The 18,879-nt window shown below is 74.7% G+C and carries 13 protein-coding genes and 2 pseudogenes; 11 read left to right on the top strand and 4 right to left on the bottom strand.

Going from position 1 to position 18,879, the window contains the following annotated elements; all coding sequences use genetic code 11:
- Window positions 1–32 precede the first annotated feature (32 nt).
- Window positions 33–206, bottom strand: a complete 174-nt coding sequence (locus ACIP9D_RS15515; protein ID WP_350871561.1) for a hypothetical protein — start codon at window positions 204–206, stop codon at window positions 33–35.
- Between the two features lie 155 nt (window positions 207–361).
- Between ACIP9D_RS15515 and ACIP9D_RS15510 the strand changes: the two are divergent.
- The 11 genes and pseudogenes from ACIP9D_RS15510 to nudC form a co-directional block, all read left to right on the top strand.
- A pseudogene (locus ACIP9D_RS15510) lies at window positions 362–1,192 on the top strand (TIGR00730 family Rossman fold protein); the annotation flags it as partial.
- 200 nt (window positions 1,193–1,392) lie between these two features.
- Entirely contained in the window at window positions 1,393–1,938 is a 546-nt protein-coding gene (locus ACIP9D_RS15505) for a TIGR00730 family Rossman fold protein (RefSeq protein WP_350871563.1), read from the top strand.
- A 93-nt stretch (window positions 1,939–2,031) separates the two neighbouring features.
- A complete protein-coding gene (locus ACIP9D_RS15500) occupies window positions 2,032–5,640 on the top strand; it encodes an ATP-dependent DNA helicase (protein WP_350871565.1) in 3,609 nt (1,202 codons plus the stop codon).
- 162 nt (window positions 5,641–5,802) lie between these two features.
- Complete coding sequence (locus tag ACIP9D_RS15495) at window positions 5,803–9,387, top strand: UvrD-helicase domain-containing protein (RefSeq protein ID WP_350871567.1); 3,585 nt, start codon at window positions 5,803–5,805, stop codon at window positions 9,385–9,387.
- Between the two features lie 203 nt (window positions 9,388–9,590).
- Window positions 9,591–9,794, top strand: a complete 204-nt coding sequence (locus ACIP9D_RS15490) for a cold-shock protein (RefSeq protein ID WP_007464836.1) — start codon at window positions 9,591–9,593, stop codon at window positions 9,792–9,794.
- A 205-nt stretch (window positions 9,795–9,999) separates the two neighbouring features.
- Window positions 10,000–11,347 (top strand): annotated as a pseudogene (locus ACIP9D_RS15485) (DEAD/DEAH box helicase); the annotation flags it as partial.
- A gap of 133 nt (window positions 11,348–11,480) precedes the next feature.
- Window positions 11,481–11,684, top strand: coding sequence for a hypothetical protein (locus ACIP9D_RS15480; protein WP_350871570.1), 204 nt, complete (start codon window positions 11,481–11,483; stop codon window positions 11,682–11,684).
- 240 nt (window positions 11,685–11,924) lie between these two features.
- Window positions 11,925–13,040, top strand: a complete 1,116-nt coding sequence (locus ACIP9D_RS15475; RefSeq protein ID WP_350871571.1) for an LLM class flavin-dependent oxidoreductase — start codon at window positions 11,925–11,927, stop codon at window positions 13,038–13,040.
- A gap of 10 nt (window positions 13,041–13,050) precedes the next feature.
- Window positions 13,051–14,361 carry a pitrilysin family protein gene (locus ACIP9D_RS15470; RefSeq protein ID WP_350871573.1) on the top strand — a complete coding sequence of 437 codons (1,311 nt, stop codon included), beginning with the start codon at window positions 13,051–13,053 and terminating at the stop codon, window positions 14,359–14,361.
- Between the two features lie 115 nt (window positions 14,362–14,476).
- Window positions 14,477–15,832 (top strand): pitrilysin family protein, encoded by a 1,356-nt coding sequence (locus tag ACIP9D_RS15465; protein WP_350871575.1) that lies wholly within the window; start codon window positions 14,477–14,479, stop codon window positions 15,830–15,832.
- A 52-nt stretch (window positions 15,833–15,884) separates the two neighbouring features.
- On the top strand, window positions 15,885–16,868 hold the full coding sequence (gene nudC, locus ACIP9D_RS15460) for an NAD(+) diphosphatase (RefSeq protein WP_350871576.1): 984 nt from the start codon (window positions 15,885–15,887) through the stop codon (window positions 16,866–16,868).
- Between the two features lie 100 nt (window positions 16,869–16,968).
- Here nudC and ACIP9D_RS15455 read toward each other — a convergent pair whose 3' ends face one another.
- The 3 genes from ACIP9D_RS15455 to ACIP9D_RS15445 form a co-directional block, all read right to left on the bottom strand.
- On the bottom strand, window positions 16,969–17,244 hold the full coding sequence (locus tag ACIP9D_RS15455) for a hypothetical protein (protein WP_350871577.1): 276 nt from the start codon (window positions 17,242–17,244) through the stop codon (window positions 16,969–16,971).
- Window positions 17,245–17,458: 214 nt separating this feature from the next.
- On the bottom strand, window positions 17,459–17,698 hold the full coding sequence (locus ACIP9D_RS15450) for a DUF397 domain-containing protein (protein ID WP_350871579.1): 240 nt from the start codon (window positions 17,696–17,698) through the stop codon (window positions 17,459–17,461).
- 71 nt (window positions 17,699–17,769) lie between these two features.
- The gene (locus ACIP9D_RS15445; protein ID WP_350871581.1) at window positions 17,770–18,750 is read right to left on the bottom strand and encodes a helix-turn-helix transcriptional regulator; all 981 of its coding nucleotides are present in this window, start codon (window positions 18,748–18,750) and stop codon (window positions 17,770–17,772) included.
- Between the last annotated feature and the right edge of the window lie 129 nt (window positions 18,751–18,879).

Below are 18,879 nucleotides of genomic sequence, written 5' to 3'. Positions count from 1 at the left end.
AAGCTGCTGCCGGCGGAGCGCCGGCGGGGTGGTCAGACCGAGGCGGTGAAGGACGCGTCGGCGGACGGTCGGGCGTCGGTGGGGTCGCCGGACGGCTCGGCGCCGGCCGGCTCGATCTGGCGGGCGCGGCGGCGCTCGGCCACCACGTCGCGGATCCGCCGCTGCATCTGCCGCCGGATCCGGATCATCTCGCTGTTGCTGATCACGCTGGCTCCTCCCCCGAAGGCGCGCGCCGGGGCATACCCGGTATGTGAATAGTAAGACGTACGGGCGAGCCAATTAGTTGCCCAAGATCGCGAACTATTTCTCCGCGTTCTCGCCCCGCGCACCCGGCCGGTGCCGCTCCACTACGGTGGCTTGCATGAGTCAGAGCAACGGGCCGGAGGCGGGCCGGGCCCCGGAACGGGAACGACACCGGGGCGCGGTCACCCTGCGTCGCCAGGCGATCCCGGGCAGTACCGCCGATCAGCGGCTGCTCGACTCGCGGGGGCGAGGCGACTGGAAGACCAAGGACGCCTGGCGCGCGCTGCGCATCCTCTCCGAGTTCGTCGAGGGCTTCGACACCCTCGCCGACCTGCCCCCGGCCGTCAGCGTCTTCGGCTCGGCCCGCAGCGGGCCGGAGAGCGCCGAGTGCCGGCTGGCCGAGGAGCTGGGCGGCGCCCTGGCCCGGGCCGGCTACGCCGTGATCACCGGCGGCGGCCCGGGCGTGATGGAGGCGGCCAACCGGGGCGCCAGCGAGGCCGGCGGGCTCTCCGTCGGGCTGGGCATCGAACTCCCCTTCGAGCAGGGCATCAACGAGTGGGTCGATCTCGCCATCGACTTCCGCTACTTCTTCGCCCGCAAGACCATGTTCGTCAAGTACGCCCAGGCCTTCGTCGTGCTGCCCGGTGGGTTCGGCACCATGGACGAGTTGTTCGAGGCGCTCACCCTGGTGCAGACCGGCAAGGTCACCCGGTTCCCGGTGGTGCTGATGGGGGTGGACTACTGGCGCGGGCTGCTCGACTGGCTCCGCGACACCATGGCCGTCGGCGGCAAGATCGGGCCCGTCGATCTTGAGCTGATCTGCCTCACCGACGACGTCAACGCCGCCGTCCGGCACATCGTGGAGGCCGAGGCCGCGCTCTCCGCCGAGCAGGAGGCGGTCCGCGAGGAGGCGGTGGCCCGGACCGGCGCCGACCAGCGGGCGGCCGCCGCGCAGCACGCCGCAGCCGACCAGCGGGCCGCCGCCGTGGACCGGGGCGAGGCCGGGGCGGACCGGCCGGACGTCGCCGCGGACCGGGGCGATGCCGGGTCGGCGCCGGGTCCGGTCGGATCGGCCGGCACCGCGCCGAACGGAACCGGTCCGGCCGGCGTCGCCGAGCGGATCGACGCCGACGAGGCGGGGGCGGGCTGATGGCGGCGATCTGCGTCTTCTGCGCCTCCTCGCGCACCCTCGACCGGCGCTGGCTGGAGCTGGCCGCCGACACCGGCGCGGAGATCGCCCGTCGCGGGCACACCGTGGTCAGCGGCGGCGGCTGTGTCGGGATGATGGGTGCCCTGGTCGACGGGGCCCGGGCGGCCGGCGGGCCCACGGTCGGCGTGATCCCACAGGCGCTGGTCGACCTGGAGGTCGCCGACCTGAAGTCGGACGAGTTGGTGATCACCGACTCGATGGCCAGCCGGAAGACCCTGATGATCGAGAAGTCGGACGCGTTCCTCACGCTGCCCGGCGGGCTCGGCACGCTCGACGAGATCTTCGAGGTCTGGACAACCGCCACACTGGCCCTGCACGCCAAGCCGATGGTGCTGGTGGACGCGGACGGGTTCTACCAGCCGCTGCTCGACTGGCTGGCCGCGCTCGCCGACCAGCACTTCCTCAAGCCGGCCGGGTTGGACCTGCTCACCGTCGTGGACTCCGTACCCGCCGCCCTCGACGTCCTCGAAGCCCAGCTGACCTGACCCGATCCGCCGACGGAGCCGTACCGGACGGGGCGGGGGCACCTGGCGGGGTGGCGGTCGGGCGGTGTCGTACCGGCGTGGTGGGATGAGCTGATGCAGGCGTACCGGTTGGTGCGTCGACCTGGAGAGTCGACCGAGGGCCTCGGTCGGCCCGCCAGGTCGACCGAGGAGGCTCGTCCGGCCCGGGTGCGGGTCGACGCGGTGCAGGCCGAGGTGGTCGGGCACACCGACGGGCCGATGCTCGTCGTGGGCGGTCCGGGCACCGGCAAGACCAGCACGCTCGTCGAGGCGGTGGCGGCTCGGGTGGCCGAGGGGGTCGACCCCGAGTCGATCCTGGTGCTCACCTTCGGCCGCCGGAGCGCCACGGCGCTCCGCCACCGGATCGAGGCCCGGGTGGCCCGCGACGGCCACCGGGTGCTCCGCGAGCCGCTGGTGCGCACCTTCCCGGCGTACGCCTTCGGGTTGCTCCGCCGGGCGGCGGCCGAGCGGGGTGAGCCCTCGCCCCGGTTGCTCACCGGCCCCGAACAGGATCTGATCATCCGCGAGCTGCTCGACGTGGTGGGCGAGGAGCCCGAGGACGACCCGGTCGGCTGGCCGGAAGACCTGCGGCCGGCGCTGCGCACCCGGGCCTTCGCCGCCCAGCTGCGGGACCTGCTGATGCGCGCCGCCGAGCGGGGTGTGGGCCCGGTCGAGCTGGCCCGGCTCGGCGAGAAGCTCGGTCGGGCCGACTGGCCGGCCGCCGCGCGCTTCCTGCGGGAATACGTCGCGGTGCTCGCCCTGCGCGATGTCAGCAACCGGGGCTCGATCGCCTACGACCCGGCCGAGCTGGTGCGGGCCGCCACCGGGCTGCTCCGCGACGACGAGGAGCTGCTGACGGCCGAGCGGCGCCGGCTGGCCCACGTCTACGTCGACGAACTGGCCGACACCGACCCGGCCCAGCTCGAGCTGCTGGCGGTGGTGGCCGGCGGGGGCAAGTCGCTGGTCGCCTTCGCCGACCCGGATTCCTCCACGTACGCCTTCCGTGGCGCCGACCCGGCCGGGGTGACCACCTTCCCGCACCGGTTCCGGACGGCCTCCGGCGCGCCGGCGGCGCGGGTGCTGCTGACCACCTCCTACCGGGCCGGCCCGGGCCTGCTGGCCGCGACCGGGCGGCTCGCCCGTCGGTTGCGCGGCCCGGCCGCGCACCGCCGGCTGCGGCCCCTGCCCGACGCGCCGGCCGGCACGGTGGAGGTGCACACCTTCCGCTCGGCGACCAGCGAGGCCGCCTGGCTGGCCCACACGCTGCGCTCGGCGCACCTGCTCGACGGCGTTCCCTGGGCGCAGATGGCGGTGCTGCTCCGGTCGACCGCGCTCCAGTTGCCCACGCTACGACGGGCGCTGCACGCGGCCGGGGTGCCGACGGTGGTGCACGGCGAGGACCTGCCGCTGCACCTGCAGCCAGCGGTCGCGCCGCTGCTGCTCCTGCTGCGTTGCGCGCTGGAGCCCGAGCGGCTCGACGAGGAGGCCGCCGTCGCGCTGCTGCACTCGCCGTTGGGCGGCGCCGACCCGCTGGCCGAGCGCCGGCTGCGTCAGGGCCTGCGCGCCCTCGCGCTGGCCGGCGGCGACCGGCGACCCTCCGGCGAGCTGATCGTCGAGGCGTTGCAGGACCCGGCCGAGCTGGCCGGCATCGACCGGCGATGGGCCGAGCCGGCGCAGGCCGTCGCCGGGCTGCTGGCCACCGCCCGGGAGGCGGCGGCCCGGCCCGGCGCCACCGCCGAGGACGTGCTCTGGGCGGTCTGGCGGGCCAGCGGGCTCGCCGAGCGGTGGGCCGGCGCGATCAGCCGAGGCCGGCCGGCGGCCGGCGAGGGAGACGTCGCCCGGCGGCGCCGGGCCGAGGCGGCCGACCGGGACCTCGACGCCGTGATGGTGCTCTTCGACGCGGCGGCCCGGTTCACAGACCGGCTGCCCGGCGCGCGCACCGAGGTCTTCCTCGACCACGTGCTCGGGCAGGACCTGCCGGCCGACACCCTCGCGCCGACCGCCGACCGGGGCGACGCGGTCCGGCTGCTCACCGCGCACGCGGCGAAGGGCCTGGAGTGGGAGCTGGTCGCGGTGGCCGGGGTGCAGGAGGGGATCTGGCCCGACCTGCGGCTGCGCGGCAGCCTGCTCGGCTCGGAACGGCTGGTCGACGTGCTCGCCGGCCGGGCCGTCGGCGCCGGCGCGGCGGCCACCGTGGTCGGCCAGACCTCGGCGCTGCTCGACGAGGAGCGGCGGTTGTTCCACGTCGCGGTGAGCCGGGCCCGGCGGCGGCTGCTGGTCAGCGCGGTCGCCTCGGCCGCGGTCGGCGGTGACGACCACGAGGAGCAGCCGAGCCGGTTCCTGCACGAGCTCGGCCCCACCGAGCCGCCCGCCCCGCCGCCCGACGGCGATGATCCGACTCCGCCCGGTGGCGACGACCCGACTCCGCCGGGCCCGCGCTCCGGCCCCGACGACGGTCCGACGGACGACCCGGACGACCAGCCGCCGGGCGGCGGTCCGGGCGACCGGGGCCGCGCGGACAGCCCGGGCATCCTGGCCCCGGGCGACGCTCCGGGCGACCGGCGCCTGGCGAATGGCCCGAGCGATCGACCGCGGGCCACCGGTCCGGACGACGGCGGGCCGGAGGACGGCGGCCCGGACGAGGACGGCCCGGCGCGGCCCGGCGGGCTGCCGCTCACCCGGGCGCCCCGGGCGCTCACCCTGCCGGCGTTGGTGGCGGAGCTGCGTACCGCCGTGGTCGAGCCCACCGCCCCGTACGCCCGGCGGCGCGCCGCGGCGGCCGAACTGGCCCGGCTGGCCGCCGCCGGGGTGCCGGGCGCGCATCCGGACGACTGGTGGGGGCTGCGCGGGCTCTCCGACGACCGCCCGCTGGTCGACGAGGGGGAGCCGGTCCGGGTGACCCCGTCGGCGATGGAGAGCGCGCTGCGGTGCAGCCTGCGCTGGCTGCTGGAACGGCACGGCGGCAGCGCCCCGGCCAGCACCGCCCAGGGGGTGGGCAATCTCGTGCACGCCGCCGCGATGCTCGCCGAGGACGCCAGCGCCGACCGGGGGGCACTGCTCGACTACGTGGCCGCCCGGTTCGACGCGATCGAGCTGGCCGCCCGCTGGATGGCCGGCCCGGAGCGGTCCCGCGCCGAGGCGATGGTCGACAAGCTGCTGCGCTGGCTGGCCAGCAACCCGCGGCGGCTGCTCGCCATCGAGCACGAGTTCGCGGTGCGGCTCGACGATCCGCACCGCCCGGTCGAGCTGACCGGCCGGGTGGACCGGCTGGAGGTCGACGCCGACGGCCGGCTGGTGGTGATCGACCTGAAGACCGGCAAGTCCACCGCGGTCACCGGCAGCGACCTGGCCGAGCATCCGCAGCTGGGCGCCTACCAGGCGGCGGTCGAGGCGGGTGCGTTCGAGGAGTTCGGCGACGAGTCCGGCGGCGCCGCGCTGGTGCAGCTCGGCACGACGGCGAAGGACGCGAAGGAGCAGAGCCAGCCGCCGGCCGGCGAGGGACCGGAGGCCGGCTGGGCGACCGCGCTGGTCCGGCGTACCGCCGATACGATGGCCGCCTCGACCTTCGCCGCGGTCGCCAACTCGAAGTGCCGGGTCTGCCCGGTGCGGACCAGCTGCCCGGTCTCCGGGCAGGGACGCCAGGTCGTCGAGCCGCCGACCGTGCGCCGCCCAGAACACCCGTAGGCGGACCCGTGATCGCCCTGCGAGCCCCGCAGTCGCGAACCAAGGCCAGTCCCGTGAGCGCGAGGAGTGAGCTTGCGAGCCCCGCAGTCGCGAACCAAGGCCAGTCCCGTGAGCGCGAGGAGTGAGCTTGCGAGCCCCGCAGTCGCGAACTGAGGTGTCGTCGTGACCCAGCCCGCCCTGTTCGGCGCCGCGGCACCCGCGCCCCGGCTGGCCGATGCCGGTCCCCGCTACACCCCGGTCGAGCTGGCCCGGTTGCTGCGGCTGCCGGCGCCCACCCGGGAGCAGGCCGCGATCATCGCCGCGCCCGTGGAGCCGCTGCTGGTGGTCGCGGGCGCCGGCTCGGGCAAGACCGAGACGATGGCTGCCCGGGTGGTCTGGCTGGTGGCCAACTCCTACGTCCGGCCCGAGCAGGTGCTCGGCCTCACCTTCACCCGCAAGGCGGCCGGCGAGCTGGCGCACCGGGTGCGCACCCGGCTGGACCAGCTGATCCGCCGGCTGGGGCGGCGCGGGCGGGACCCGCTGGACGACCCGCTCGCGGGTGAGCCGACCATCGCCACCTACCACTCCTACGCCGGCCGGATCGTCACCGAGCACGGCCTGCGCGCCGGTTACGAGCCCTCCACCCGGCTGCTCACCGAGGCGTCCCGCTGGCAGCTGGTCGACCTGCTGGTCCGCAACTACGACGGTGACATGTCCGAGGTGGACCGGATGCCGAGCACGATCACCGACGCGGTGCTGGCGCTCGCCGGTGAGCTGGACGAACACCTGGTCGCCCCGGACGAGCTGGCCGCCTGGACCGGCCGGTTCTTCGCCGAGGTGCAGGCCCACCCGGGGCGGATCTACGCCGACGTGCGCAAGGCGCTCGCGCTCCAGCAGACCCGGCTGCGCCTGTTGCCGCTGGTGCGGGCGTACGCCCGGCGCAAGGAGGACTTCGAGGCGATGGACTTCGCCGACCAGCTGGCCCGGGCCGCTCGGGTCGCCCGGGACCACCCGGGGGTCGGCGCGGTCGAGCGGGACCGCTACCGGGTGGTGCTGCTCGACGAGTACCAGGACACCAGCCACGCCCAGGTGGTGCTGCTCACCGCGCTCTTCGGCAACGGGCATCCGGTGACCGCGGTCGGCGACCCGTGTCAGTCCATCTACGGCTGGCGGGGCGCGTCGGCCGGCACCCTGGAGCGGTTCCCCACCGAGTTCACCGGCCCCGGCGGGACGCCGGCTCCCGCGCTCGGCCTCACCACCAGTTGGCGCAACCGGCCGGAGATCCTCCGGGTGGCGAACGCGCTGGCCACCCCGCTGCGCTCCGCCGGGGCGCGGGTGCCCGAGCTGCGCGCCGCGCTGAGCGTCCGGGAGCCGATCCCGCACCGCAGCGCCCGCGGCGCCGCCGCCGGCACCGTGCACTGCGCGCTGCTGGAGACGTACGCGGACGAGGCGGCCTGGATCGCGGAGAGCGTGCTGGCCGCCTGGCGGGGCGCAGCCCGGCTGCCCGGCGCGCTGCCGGAGCACATTCCGGTGGCGCAGCGGCCGACGACCGCGGTGCTGGTCCGGGTACGCAGCCAGATCCCGGCGATCGAGTCGGCGCTGCGCGAACGTGGCCTGCCCGTCGAGGTGGTCGGTCTGGGTGGCCTGCTGGACACCCCGGAGGTGCGTGACGTGGTCTGCACGCTGCGCGTGCTGGCCGATCCGACCGACGGCGCGGCGCTGCTGCGGCTGCTCACCGGTGCCCGCTGGCGGATCGGGCCGCGTGACCTGGTGGCGCTGCACCGCCGGGCCCGGGCGATCGCCGTCGGGCGTCGGCAGCTCGCCGGCGACGGCACGCCGGAGATCACCCCGGATCTGCTGGACGAGGCGACGCTGGTGGAGGCGCTGGCCGACCTCGGCCCGGCGCAGGCGTACTCGGCGGAGGGTTACCTCAGGCTGCGCGCGTACGGCCGGGAGCTGGCCCTGCTGCGCTACCGGCTGGACCAGGCGCTGCCGGATCTGATCGCGGACATCGAGCGGACCATCGGGCTGGACGTGGAGGTGGCGGTCCGGGCCGGACGGGACGGCGCCGGTGACGCCGGCCTGGCCCGCGGCCACCTCGACGCGCTGGGCGACGTGGCCGCCCGGTTCACCGGCGAGACGCCGGGGGCCACGCTCTCGGCGTTCCTGGCCTTCCTCGCCGCCGCCGAGGACGAGGAGCGCGGCCTCACCCCGGGCGAGGTCGAGGTGGTCGAGGGCGCGGTGCAGGTGCTCACCGCCCACGCGGCCAAGGGGCTGGAGTGGGACGTGGTGGCGGTCGCCGGGCAGAGCCGCGGCGTCTGGCCCGGCCCGGTACGCAACTCCGACCACTGGCTGGGCGGGCTGGGGGTGCTGCCGTTCCCGCTGCGCGGGGACGCCGACGGGCTGCCCCGGCTGGAGCTGGCCGAGGCGGAGGACCAGCGCGGGGTGGCCCGGGCGCTGGCCGACTTCACCGACGACTGGCGGGCGCACGACGAGCGGGAGGAGCGCCGGCTGGCGTACGTCGCGGTGACCCGGCCGCGCCGGCTGCTGCTCTGCTCCGGGTACTGGTGGGGGGAGGGGACCAAGCGCCCGCGCGGCCCGTCGGTCTTCCTGCGTGAGGTGTACGACGCCTGCCTGGACGGCGGGCCGGGGCACCTGGTCGACGCCTGGGCGCCGGAGCCGGCGCCGGACGCCGTCAACCCGACCACCGAGGTGGTGCTCCGGGCGGAGTGGCCGGCCGATCCGCTCGGCGTGCGCCGCCCGGCGCTGACCGAGGCCGCCGCGCTGGTCCGCCGGTTCCTGGCCGACGGGACCGACTCGGGCAGGGCCGGTCCGCAGCCGGCGGACGGGCCGACGGAGATCGGATCGACGGCAGCCCGGCGGGACCAGGCCGGCGCAGAGCAGGTCAGGTCGGAGCAGGCCGGGACGGAGCAGGCCGGGCCGGAGCAGGCCGGGACGGAGCAGGCCGGGCCGGAGCAGGCCGGGCCGGAGCAGGCCGGGCCGGAGCAGGCCGGGCCGGACCAGGTCGGGTCGGATCCGGTGGCGGACGATCCGGACGTGGCGCGTTGGCGGCAGGAGGCGGATCTGCTGCTGGCCGAGCGAGCCGAGCTGACCCGGGCCTCCGGCGCGGTCGAGGTGGCGCTCCCCGGGCACCTGACCGTCACCCAACTGGTGGCGCTGCGACGCGACCCGGCCGCGCTGGCGCGAACGCTGCGCCGCCCGGTGCCCAGCGAACCCAACCCGTACGCCCGGCGGGGCACCGCCTTCCACACCTGGCTGGAGCAGCGGTTCGGTGCCGACCGGCTGCTCGACCTGGACGAGTTGCCCGGCGCGGCGGACGCGGACGCCGCCCCGGACGAGGCGCTCGCGGAGCTCCAGGAGCGCTTCCTGGCCAGCGAGTGGGCCGAGCGGGTGCCGGTGGAGGTGGAGGTGCCGTTCGCCACGGTCATCGCGGGAGTGGTGGTCCGGGGCCGGATGGACGCCGTCTTCGCCCGCCCGGGTGGACGGTTCGACGTGGTGGACTGGAAGACCGGCGGCCAGCCCACCGGCACGGCGGCCGAGGTGGCGGCGGTGCAGTTGGCGGTCTACCGGCTGGCCTGGGCGGAGCTGGCCGGGGTGCCGGTCGATCGGGTAGGTGCGGCCTTCCACTACGTCCGGGACGGGGTCACCGTCCGTCCGGCGGACCTGCTCGACGTGGCCGGGCTCACCGCGATGATCGCCGCCGTGCCGGAAGTTGGGGAAAAGGATGCCGATCGCGTCCAGCCGTGATAGGTTGTCCGGGTTGCAGTTTTGGTTACCAGAGACTCTGTGTGCGCCTGGCGGATTGTGGCCCCAGGCGCTCTTTGTTGTGTCCGGAGTTCTCCGGGCGGGGCGACCAGAAGCGACAGGCGGTCCACGCAGTTCCGCGTGGAGCGCTCCTCTCGGGCCCGCAACAGGTGCGGGTTCGACGTTCCGTCAAGGAGACGAAACACATGGCAATTGGCACCGTCAAGTGGTTCAACGCTGACAAGGGCTTCGGCTTCATCACCCCGGACGGCGGCGGCGCCGACGTCTTCGCCCACTTCTCGGCGATCCAGTCCTCCGGCTACCGGAGCCTGGACGAGAACCAGCGGGTCGAGTTCGAGGTGACCCAGGGCCAGAAGGGCCCGCAGGCGGAGAACATCCGCCCGCTCTGATCGTCGGCACCACTGCACCATCCACCGCGCCCGTCCGGGCCTGGTGACGGTGGTCGGCCCGTCGCTGTACGCGGCGGGCCGGCCCCCGTACCCCCTTCGGTTCGTGCTTGTGACCACCCGCGGCTTGGCTGCGCCGGTGGCAGCGCCGCTCGGCGCCTTCCTCGACACGTGCCGCCTCGAGGAAGGCTCCCTTGTGACTACCGTCATGCCGTCATTCGCTGATACCGGCCTGGCGCCGAACCTGCTCGCCGCACTGTCGGCCCAGGGCATCGCCGCGCCGTTCCCGATCCAGTCCGCCACCCTGCCCGACTCGCTCGCCGGCCGGGACGTGCTGGGCCGGGGCCGCACCGGCTCCGGCAAGACTCTCGCCTTCGGGCTCGCACTGCTGCACCGCACCGCCGGTCACCGGGCCCGCCCGGGCCGTCCACTGGCGCTGGTGCTGGTGCCGACACGTGAGCTGGCCCAGCAGGTCACCACCGCGCTCGCCCCGTACGCCCGCGCCGTCGGGCTGCGCTGCGCGACCGTGGTGGGCGGCCTCTCGCTCCAGCGCCAGGCGGACGCGCTGCGCGCCGGCGCCGAGGTCGTGGTGGCCACCCCCGGTCGGCTGCACGACCTGATCAACCGCGGCGACGCCCGTCTCGACCAGGTCGAGATCACCGTGCTCGACGAGGCCGACCAGATGGCCGACATGGGCTTCCTGCCGCAGGTCACCAAGCTGCTGGAGCAGGTTGCCCCGCAGGGGCAGCGGATGCTCTTCTCGGCCACCCTGGACGGCGGCGTCGACCGGCTGGTCCGTCGCTTCCTGAGCAACCCGGTGACCCACTCGGTCGACCCGGGCACGGCCACCGTCAGCGCGATGACCCACCACGTGCTGCACGTCGACGCGGTGGACAAGCCCGCCGCGCTGACCCGCATCGCCGCCCGTGAGGGCCGCACCATCCTGTTCATGGGTACCAAGCACCGCGCCGACCGGCTCGCCCGCCAGCTGCTCTCCAAGGGGGTACGCGCCGCGGCCCTGCACGGCGGCAAGTCGCAGCCGCAGCGCACCCGGATCCTGGAGCAGTTCCGCAACGGGCAGGTGAGCGTTCTGGTCGCCACGGACGTGGCGGCCCGGGGCATTCACGTCGACGGGCTGGACCTGGTGGTCAACGTGGACCCACCGACCGAGGCGAAGGACTACCTGCACCGGGGTGGCCGCACCGCCCGGGCGGGGGAGTCCGGCACGGTGGTGACCCTGGTCCTGCCGGAGCAGCGCCGCGACGTGTCCCGGTTGATGGCCACTGCCGGCATCCGCCCGGAGTCGGTCCAGGTGCGCTCCGACGAGGCCGCGCTGGTGCGGGTGACCGGTGCCCGGGAGCCCTCCGGCGTGCCGGTGACCATCGCCGCGCCTCCGGCGCCCGCGGCCAAGCGCGCCTCGGGCGGTCGTGGCGCGACCGCGACGAGCACAGACGGCACCTCGAACGTCGGTCGGCCGGCACACCGAGCCTCGGGCCGGTCCCGTCGGCCGCGCCGCCCGCGTATCGCCTGACGCCCGCGGCCGACCTCGTCCCGCGCCGCCGCACCGGTTGGCTGAGTCGGTAATCAGCATCCGGTGCGTCGGGTGGGCGACTGCGCGGTCGTACCGGCCTGGTCGAAGCTGCCCTGGGGACGTCGTCGGGCGGGGGGCCCGGCGCGGGAGGGGTGACCATGGTGGGCGACGTGGACTCCGGCGCGACACTGCGCGAGCTGCTCATGGTGCTCGCGGTCGCCGTCGCCGGGCTGCTGCTCGCCATGGTCGCGGCCTTCACGCCCTGGCACGCCACCCCGGCCGGGTCTGCTCCCGCCGGCCTGGTGGAGCTGCACGGCCCGGGTGATCCGGGCACCGCCCCGGCAGGTACGCGAGCCGGCTGACCGGCCGTCGAGGCCCGTCGAGCCGTCGCGTCCCCCAGGGGTACGCCGGGTCGGGTCGTGCGTGGTGTGGTCGGGCCGGCGGGGCACCGGTCCGACCACGCCCTGCTGTCCGGCCGTCGGTCCAGGTCTCTTCTCCGTCATCCAGATGCCGGGACGATTCGATCTCGGCTATGTCGGTCTTTCCTACCGACTCGATAGGATTACCATTCCTATCGCGCCGGCTGGAGAGAGGCGACGCGCATGATCTTCCACTGGTTCCTTCCCACCTCCGGCGACAGCGACCAGGTGGGCGCGGCGACCGTCACGGCCGGCGCCGCCAGGCACGACCGCGCCGCGACCGTCGCCTACCTGGCCGAGGTCGCCCGGGCCGCCGAGCGGGGCGGCTTCGCGGCCGTGCTCACCCCGGTGGGCGCGGGCTGCCCCGATCCGTGGATCGTCTGCGCCGCCGTCGCCCAGCACACCGAGCGGCTCGGCATGCTCGTCGCGGTCCGGGCCGGCTTCGCGCTGCCCACCCTGATCGCCCAGCAGGCCGAAGCGTTCCAGGCGGTCTCCGGCGGCCGACTGTCGATCAACGTGGTCACCGGCGGCGACCCGGCCGAGCAGCGGGCGTACGGCGACTTCCTTCCGCACGACGCCCGCTACGCGCGTACCGGCGAGTTCCTCGACGTGCTCCGCCGCTGCTGGCGCGGCGAGCCGTTCGACTTCGCCGGCGCGCACTACCAGATCGCCGGCGGCGGCCTGGCCAACCCGCTGACCGATCCGCCGCCGGTCTACTTCGGCGGTGCCTCCCCGGCGGCCGAGGCGGTGGCCGCCCGGCACGCCGAGGTGTACCTCATGTGGGGCGAGCCGCCGACCGCGATCGCCGCCCGGGTGGCGCGGATCCGCGCGCTCGCCGCCGAGCACGGCCGGCAGTTGCGGACCGGGATCCGGCTGCACGTCATCGCCCGGGCCACCGCCGCCGAGGCGTGGGCCGAGGCCGACCGGCTGCTGGCCGGGATGAGTCCGGAACGGATCGCCGCCGCCCAGGCGCGGTTCCGCCGGATGGACTCGGTCGGGCAGGCCCGGATGGCCGCGCTGAACGGCGGGAGCGCCGACGGGCTCACCGTCGCGCCGAACCTCTGGGCCGGGGTCGGTCTGGTCCGCGAGGGCGCCGGCACCGCGCTGGTCGGCACCTACGCCGAGGTCGCCGCCCGGATCGACGAGTACGCCGGGCTCGGCGTCGACGAGTTCGTGCTCTCCGGTTGGCCGCACCGGGAGGAGGCGGAGCGGGTCGGCGCCGAGGTGCTGCCCCTGGTGACGGCCCCGGTCGCGGCTGCTCACCGGAGGTCGCCGGTGGCGGCGGTGCCGACGCGCTAGGGTCGATCCCGTGGCGGCGCGGAGATCGAGAATTCCAGCGACGAAGTACCCGGTCGAGCGGTTCACCCTCGACAACGGCCTGCGGGTGGTCCTCACCCCGGACCGCAGCGCCCCGGTCATCGGGGTCGCCGTGGTCTACGACGTCGGCATCCGCTCCGAACCGGAGGGGCGCACCGGCTTCGCCCACCTCTTCGAGCACCTGATGTTCCAGGGTTCGGAGAACCTGGAGAAGCTGGCCCACTTCCGGCACGTGCAGGGCGCCGGCGGCACCTTCAACGGCTCCACCCACCTCGACTACACCGACTACTTCGAGACCTTGCCGAGCAACGCGCTGGAACGGGCGCTCTTCCTGGAGGCCGACCGGATGCGCGGCCCCCGGCTGACCGAGGAGAACCTGCGCAACCAGGTCGACGTGGTCAAGGAGGAGATCCGGGTCAACGTGCTCAACCGGCCGTACGGCGGCTTCCCCTGGCTGACCCTGCCTCCGGTCATGTTCGACACCTTCGCCAACGCGCACGACGGTTACGGCTCCTTCGACGACCTGGAGTCGGCCACCGTCGCCGACGCGGCGGACTTCTTCCGGCGCTACTACGCCAGCGGCAACGCGGTGCTGGCGGTGAGCGGCGACATCGACGTGGCCGAGGCGACCGAGCTGATCGAGCGGCATTTCGGGGACGTGCCGGCCCGGCCCGCGCCGCAGCGCCCCGACTTCACCGAACCCGACCTCGCCGCTGAGCGGCGCACCTCGTACACCGACCGGCTGGCGCCGCTGCCGGCGGTGGCCGGCGCCTGGCGGGTGCCGGACCCGATCACCGACTTCGCCGGCTACCTGCCCTACGTGGTGCTGGCCGAGGTGCTCACCGACGGCGACGCGTCCCGGCTGGTGGAGCGGCTGGTGCTGCGGGACCGGGCGGTCACCAGCGTCGGCGGCTACCTGGGTTTCATGGGCGACCCGTTCGACGTCCGTGACCCGACGGCGCTGCTGCTCCAGGCGCACCTGCCACCCGGCGGCGACGTGGACAAGGTGCTGCGCACCGTCGACGAGGAGTTGGACCGGCTGGCCAGCGACGGGCTGGCCGAGGGCGAGCTGGCCCGCACCCAGGCCCGGATGGGCACCCACCTGCTGCGCGACACCGACGCGGTGCTCGGCCGGGCGTTGCGGATGGCGGTGCTGGAACAGCAACGCGGCGAGCCCGGGCTGCTCAACGAGCTGCCTCGGCTGGTCGGCGAGGTCACCGAGGAACAGGTACGCGCCGCGGCCGCCACCCTGCGGCCGGAGCGGCGCGCGTCCATCGAGGTCATCCCGGGAGGTGCCCGGTGAGCGCGAGGAGTGAGCCGGGTTTGCGAGCCCCGCAGTCGCGAACGAAGGAGGCCCGGTGAGCGCGAGGAGTGAGCCGGGTTTGCCAGCCCCGCAGTCGCGAACGAAGAAGGGTCAGATGACGGCAACGGTTGAGCCGAAGCCGCGGACTCTGCCGCCGCTGGGCCCGAACCGCAAGCTCAAGCTGCCGAAGCAGGCCGAGCGCACGCTGGCCAACGGCCTCACCGTGATCGCGGTGCGCCGCCCGGCCGTGCCGCTGGTCGAACTGCGGTTGTGGGTGCCGTTCGGGCGGGCCCATCTGGCCCGCGGCGTGATGCTCGCGCAGACCCTGCTCTCCGGTACGCCTGCGATGACCAGCGTGCAGATCGCCGCCGAGCTGCAAAAGGTCGGCGGCGGGCTGGCCGCCGGCATCGACCCGGACCGGCTGATGCTCTCCGGCACCAGCCTGGTCACCGGGCTGGACCGGATGCTGGAGATCCTCGCCGCCGTGCTGACCTCGGCGAGCTATCCGAAGGACGAGGTGGGCACCGAGCGTGACCGGCTGGTCGACCGGATCCAGGTCGCCCAGAGCCAACCCGCGCACCTGGCCCGGGAGGCCCTGCTCAAGCGGGTCTACGGCCGGCATCCGTACGCGATCCAGACGCCCGAGCCGGAGCAGGTCCGGGCGGTCCGTCCGGCCGCGCTGCGCAGCCTGCACGGCGAGCGGGTGCACCCGGCCGGGGCGGTGCTGGTGCTGGTCGGCGACGTGCAGCCGGAGCGGGCGCTGGACGCGGCCGAGAAGGCGCTGGGCGACTGGACCGGCGGTGGCCGGGAGGTCGACCTGCCGCCCGCCCCGCCGCTGGAGCCGGGACCGCTGCTGCTGGTCGACCGGCCGGGGTCGGTGCAGTCGTCGCTGCGGGTGGCGCTGCCGGCGGTGCCCCGCACCCACCCGGACCACGCGGCGCTGCAACTGGCCAACCTGATCTTCGGCGGCTACTTCTCCTCCCGGTGGGTGGAGAACATCCGCGAGGACAAGGGCTACACGTACGGCCCGCACTCGCTGGTCGAGCACTCGGTGGCCGGGTCGGTGCTGGTCGCCGCCGCCGAGGTGGCGACCGAGGTGACCGGACCGGCGCTGCTGGAGACGACGTACGAGCTGGGCCGCCTGGCCTCGGTGCCGCCGAAGGAGGAGGAGCTGGAGCAGGCCCGGCAGTACGCGCTCGGCACGCTTCAGCTCGGCATGTCCACCCAGGCCGGCCTGGCCGCGTTGACCAGCGCGTACGCCGGCAACGGGCTGCGGCTCGACTTCCTGGCCGAGCACGCGGCCCGGCTGGCGAAGGCCACCGTCACCGACGTCGCCGAGGCGGCGGCCCGCTACCTCGCCCCGGCGCGGGCGGTCACCGTGGTGCTCGGCGACGCCGAGCGGATCGCTCCGTCGTTGGCCGCGCTGACCGCGGTCGAAACGACCTCAGTGAGTGCAGCGACCGAGTCATGACGCGTAGCGCGGCGGGGCCTCGTGACGGCGCCGGTCGAAGGGACGGGTCGGCATGAGCGGGGAGATCGCGCCGCCGCTGGCCCGCTCCACGCTGGACCGGGCCGCGCACCGCCGGACCGACCCGGCCTGGTTGGCCGAGGCGTGGTTGCGGGGTCGGGTGCTGGTGCTGGACTCCACCGCGGAGGGCCGCACCCTGATCCGCACCGAGGGAACTCCGCCCCCGGTGGTGCTGCTGGGCGCGGGGGAGCTGCCACCGGGCAGCGAGGCCAGCGCGATGTTCCTCGGGATCGAGCCGGACGGGGTCCCGGTCTTCGCCGTGGACGTCCCGCTGCCGGCGCTGCCCGGCACTCGTGCCGTCGGCCTGCGCGACGTGGGCCACCTGCTCAGCGACCGGGACGCCGGCCTCTTCACCACCGCGCTGGCGCTGCTCAACTGGCACCTGCGGCACGGCTACTCGTCGGCGAGCGGCGCGCCGACCGAGATGGACGAGGCCGGCTGGTCACGGATCGACCGCAACGGCGTGCGGATCTGGCCGCGTACCGATCCGGCGATGATCGTGCTGGTGCACGACGGGATGCCCGGCCCGGACGGGCGGTGCCTGCTGGGCAACAACGCCGCCTGGCCGGGCACCGCCGGCGAGCGCCGCTTCTCCTGCCTGGCCGGTTACGTCGAGCCGGGCGAGTCGGCCGAGGCCGCGGTGCTGCGCGAGGTCTGCGAGGAGGTCGGCGTCGGGGTCGAGCGGATCACGTACGTGGGGAGCCAGGCGTGGCCGTTCCCGGGCTCGCTGATGCTGGGCTTTCTCGCCACGGCCGATCCGGAGCATCCGGTGCAGATCGACCCCACCGAGATCGCGTACGCCCGGTGGTTCTCCCGCCAGGAGATCGGCGCGGCGCTGGCCGGGCGGACGGTGGACGTCGGCGGCGGTGCCCGGCTGCTGCTCCCGCCACCGTCCTCGATCGCGTTGTTCCTGATCCACCGCTGGTTGGACGGCTGGCTGGAGCCGCCGGACGGAGCTGGACACGGTCCCGGCCTGTGACCGTCGTTGCCGCGGCGGTCACAGGCCGGGAACACGGGCCGTCGTGGTCGGTGGGCGAGGAACACGGCGGGGGAGCCGGTCCGGCCACGACGGACGTCTCTCAGGTGGCGGTGCGATCCGGTCGGTGCCAGCGGCCGGACCCGGGCTCGTTCAGTGGCAGTACCTTGACCCGCTGCCGTCCGGCGCGGACCGCGCCCACCGTGGCGAGGGCCCGGGCCAGGATCAGCGCGGCGTCCCGGTCCTCGGCGTGCACGATCTGCCGGCGCGGCTCCGGCGCGGTGGTCTCGTCCCGCAGCCGATGACCGCCGGCCCAGGCGGCGGCGATGTCTCCGTCGGCGACGGAGCGGATGTCGGTGCGAACGATCAGGAACCGCATGAGGGTCTCCGATGAACCGCGACTGATGAGCCGGTGTGGAAGTTCCACGTCACTCTGTGGCCATGTTACGCCGCGTGTTCATCTCGGCAACTGAAACACGACTATCGGTGTGGAGCCTCGTCCGATCAGCGGATGCCTGATCAGCGGGGGTACCGGGGCCCACATGCGACGGGGCCGCCGGCATCGTGCCGACGGCCCCGTGCCTCTCGGTGGGTCAGTCCAGATCGAACTGTCCCTTCTTCGCACCGGTGATGAAGCCCAGCCACCCGGCCCGGTTGAACAGCAGCACCGGGCCGCCCTGGTCCTTGCTGTCCCGCAGCGCGACAGCCGACGGCCCGCTGCCGAGCGGCGCGACCTCCACGCAGTTGGAGGTCTGACTGCGGGTGCTCTTACGCCACGGGGCGTCCGCCAGGGTCTGGCCGGTGACGGACGGCGTGTTGCGGATCTCGTTCATGGTTCTGCTCCATTCGAACCGCTCCGATGGGACGAGTGGTGTCGCACGCGAAACGGAGGGTCCCCCGTGGATCACCGTTCCGTCAGCCGCCCCGAATAGCGGCGGCGCTGGGCTGGCGCCGTTGCCGGCCCGTACGCCACTGTGGACGGGCCTCCCGCCTCGGTCAGCCGTCCCGTCGCCTCGATCAGCCAGGAGAGGGTGTCCGAGGCGGGAAGTGCCGCCGTGCATAGCCACTCGAACACCACTTTATAGCGATTTAGGGCGTTTGCCTCGGTCGACATGACGTCGGTGAACCCCCCTTCGATGGCGACCGTCTCCGGATCGAGGGGATCGGCGAACCGATAGAGCGAGAACGCGGTCGGTGGGAGGTAGAAATCGCCGATCGGCGCGTCGCGGAGCAGCACGTGCAGGGTGACGTTGGGCAGCAGCGCCAGCTCGCAGAGCTGGACCAACTGCTCGTGGAGCACGTCGGGCGGGCCGGCGCGGTGGCCCAGCGCCGCCTCTTCCAGCACCGCCGTGTAGCGCGGCGCGTCGGGGGCCCGGGTCAGCAACGACTGCCGTGCCAGCCGGGCCTGCACCTCGGTCTCCGGCTCGTCGGTGGGCTCCGGGTCGCCGGCGCCCGCCCCGACCTGGCGGGCCGAGACGATCCGCACCCGGGCGTAGCCGGGGGTCTGCAACAGCCCGGGCACCAGCACCGGGTTGTACTCGGAGATCTCGGCACAGCCCGCCTCGAGCTCGGCCCAGCTGCGTTGCTGCTGGGTCATCACCGGAAAGTTCTTCAGCCAGCCACGGATGTCGCCGGCCTCCTGGGTGATGCCGAGCAGTTCGCCGCGGAGCGCCTCGTCGGCGCCGTAGAGGTCGAGCAGGTCCCGCACGTCCTCCGGGTCGGGCCGGCTGCGGCCGTTCTCCAACCGGGACAATTTGGACGCGGATGCCCAGCCGATCCGCTCGATGACCTGGTCCCCGGTGAGGCCCGCGGCTTCGCGCAGCCGGCGCAGCTCGGTGCCCAACCTGCGACGGCGCAGGATCGGGCTGGGTGAGGCAGGAGGCACGACGACCTCTTTCCCGTCGGCCGCCGCAGACGCGACGGTAACTGTATGAAATTCGCCCCCCACCGTCAGTATGGACGGCGCGACCGGCGTCGGACGTTCCGGCGAGGGCGTGTCTTGCAGAAAAGAGGA

It is taken from the genome of Micromonospora sp. NPDC093243 (assembly GCF_044753725.1).
Lineage (GTDB): Bacteria > Actinomycetota > Actinomycetes > Mycobacteriales > Micromonosporaceae > Micromonospora.
This window is presented reverse-complemented; position numbering and strand designations above follow the sequence as displayed.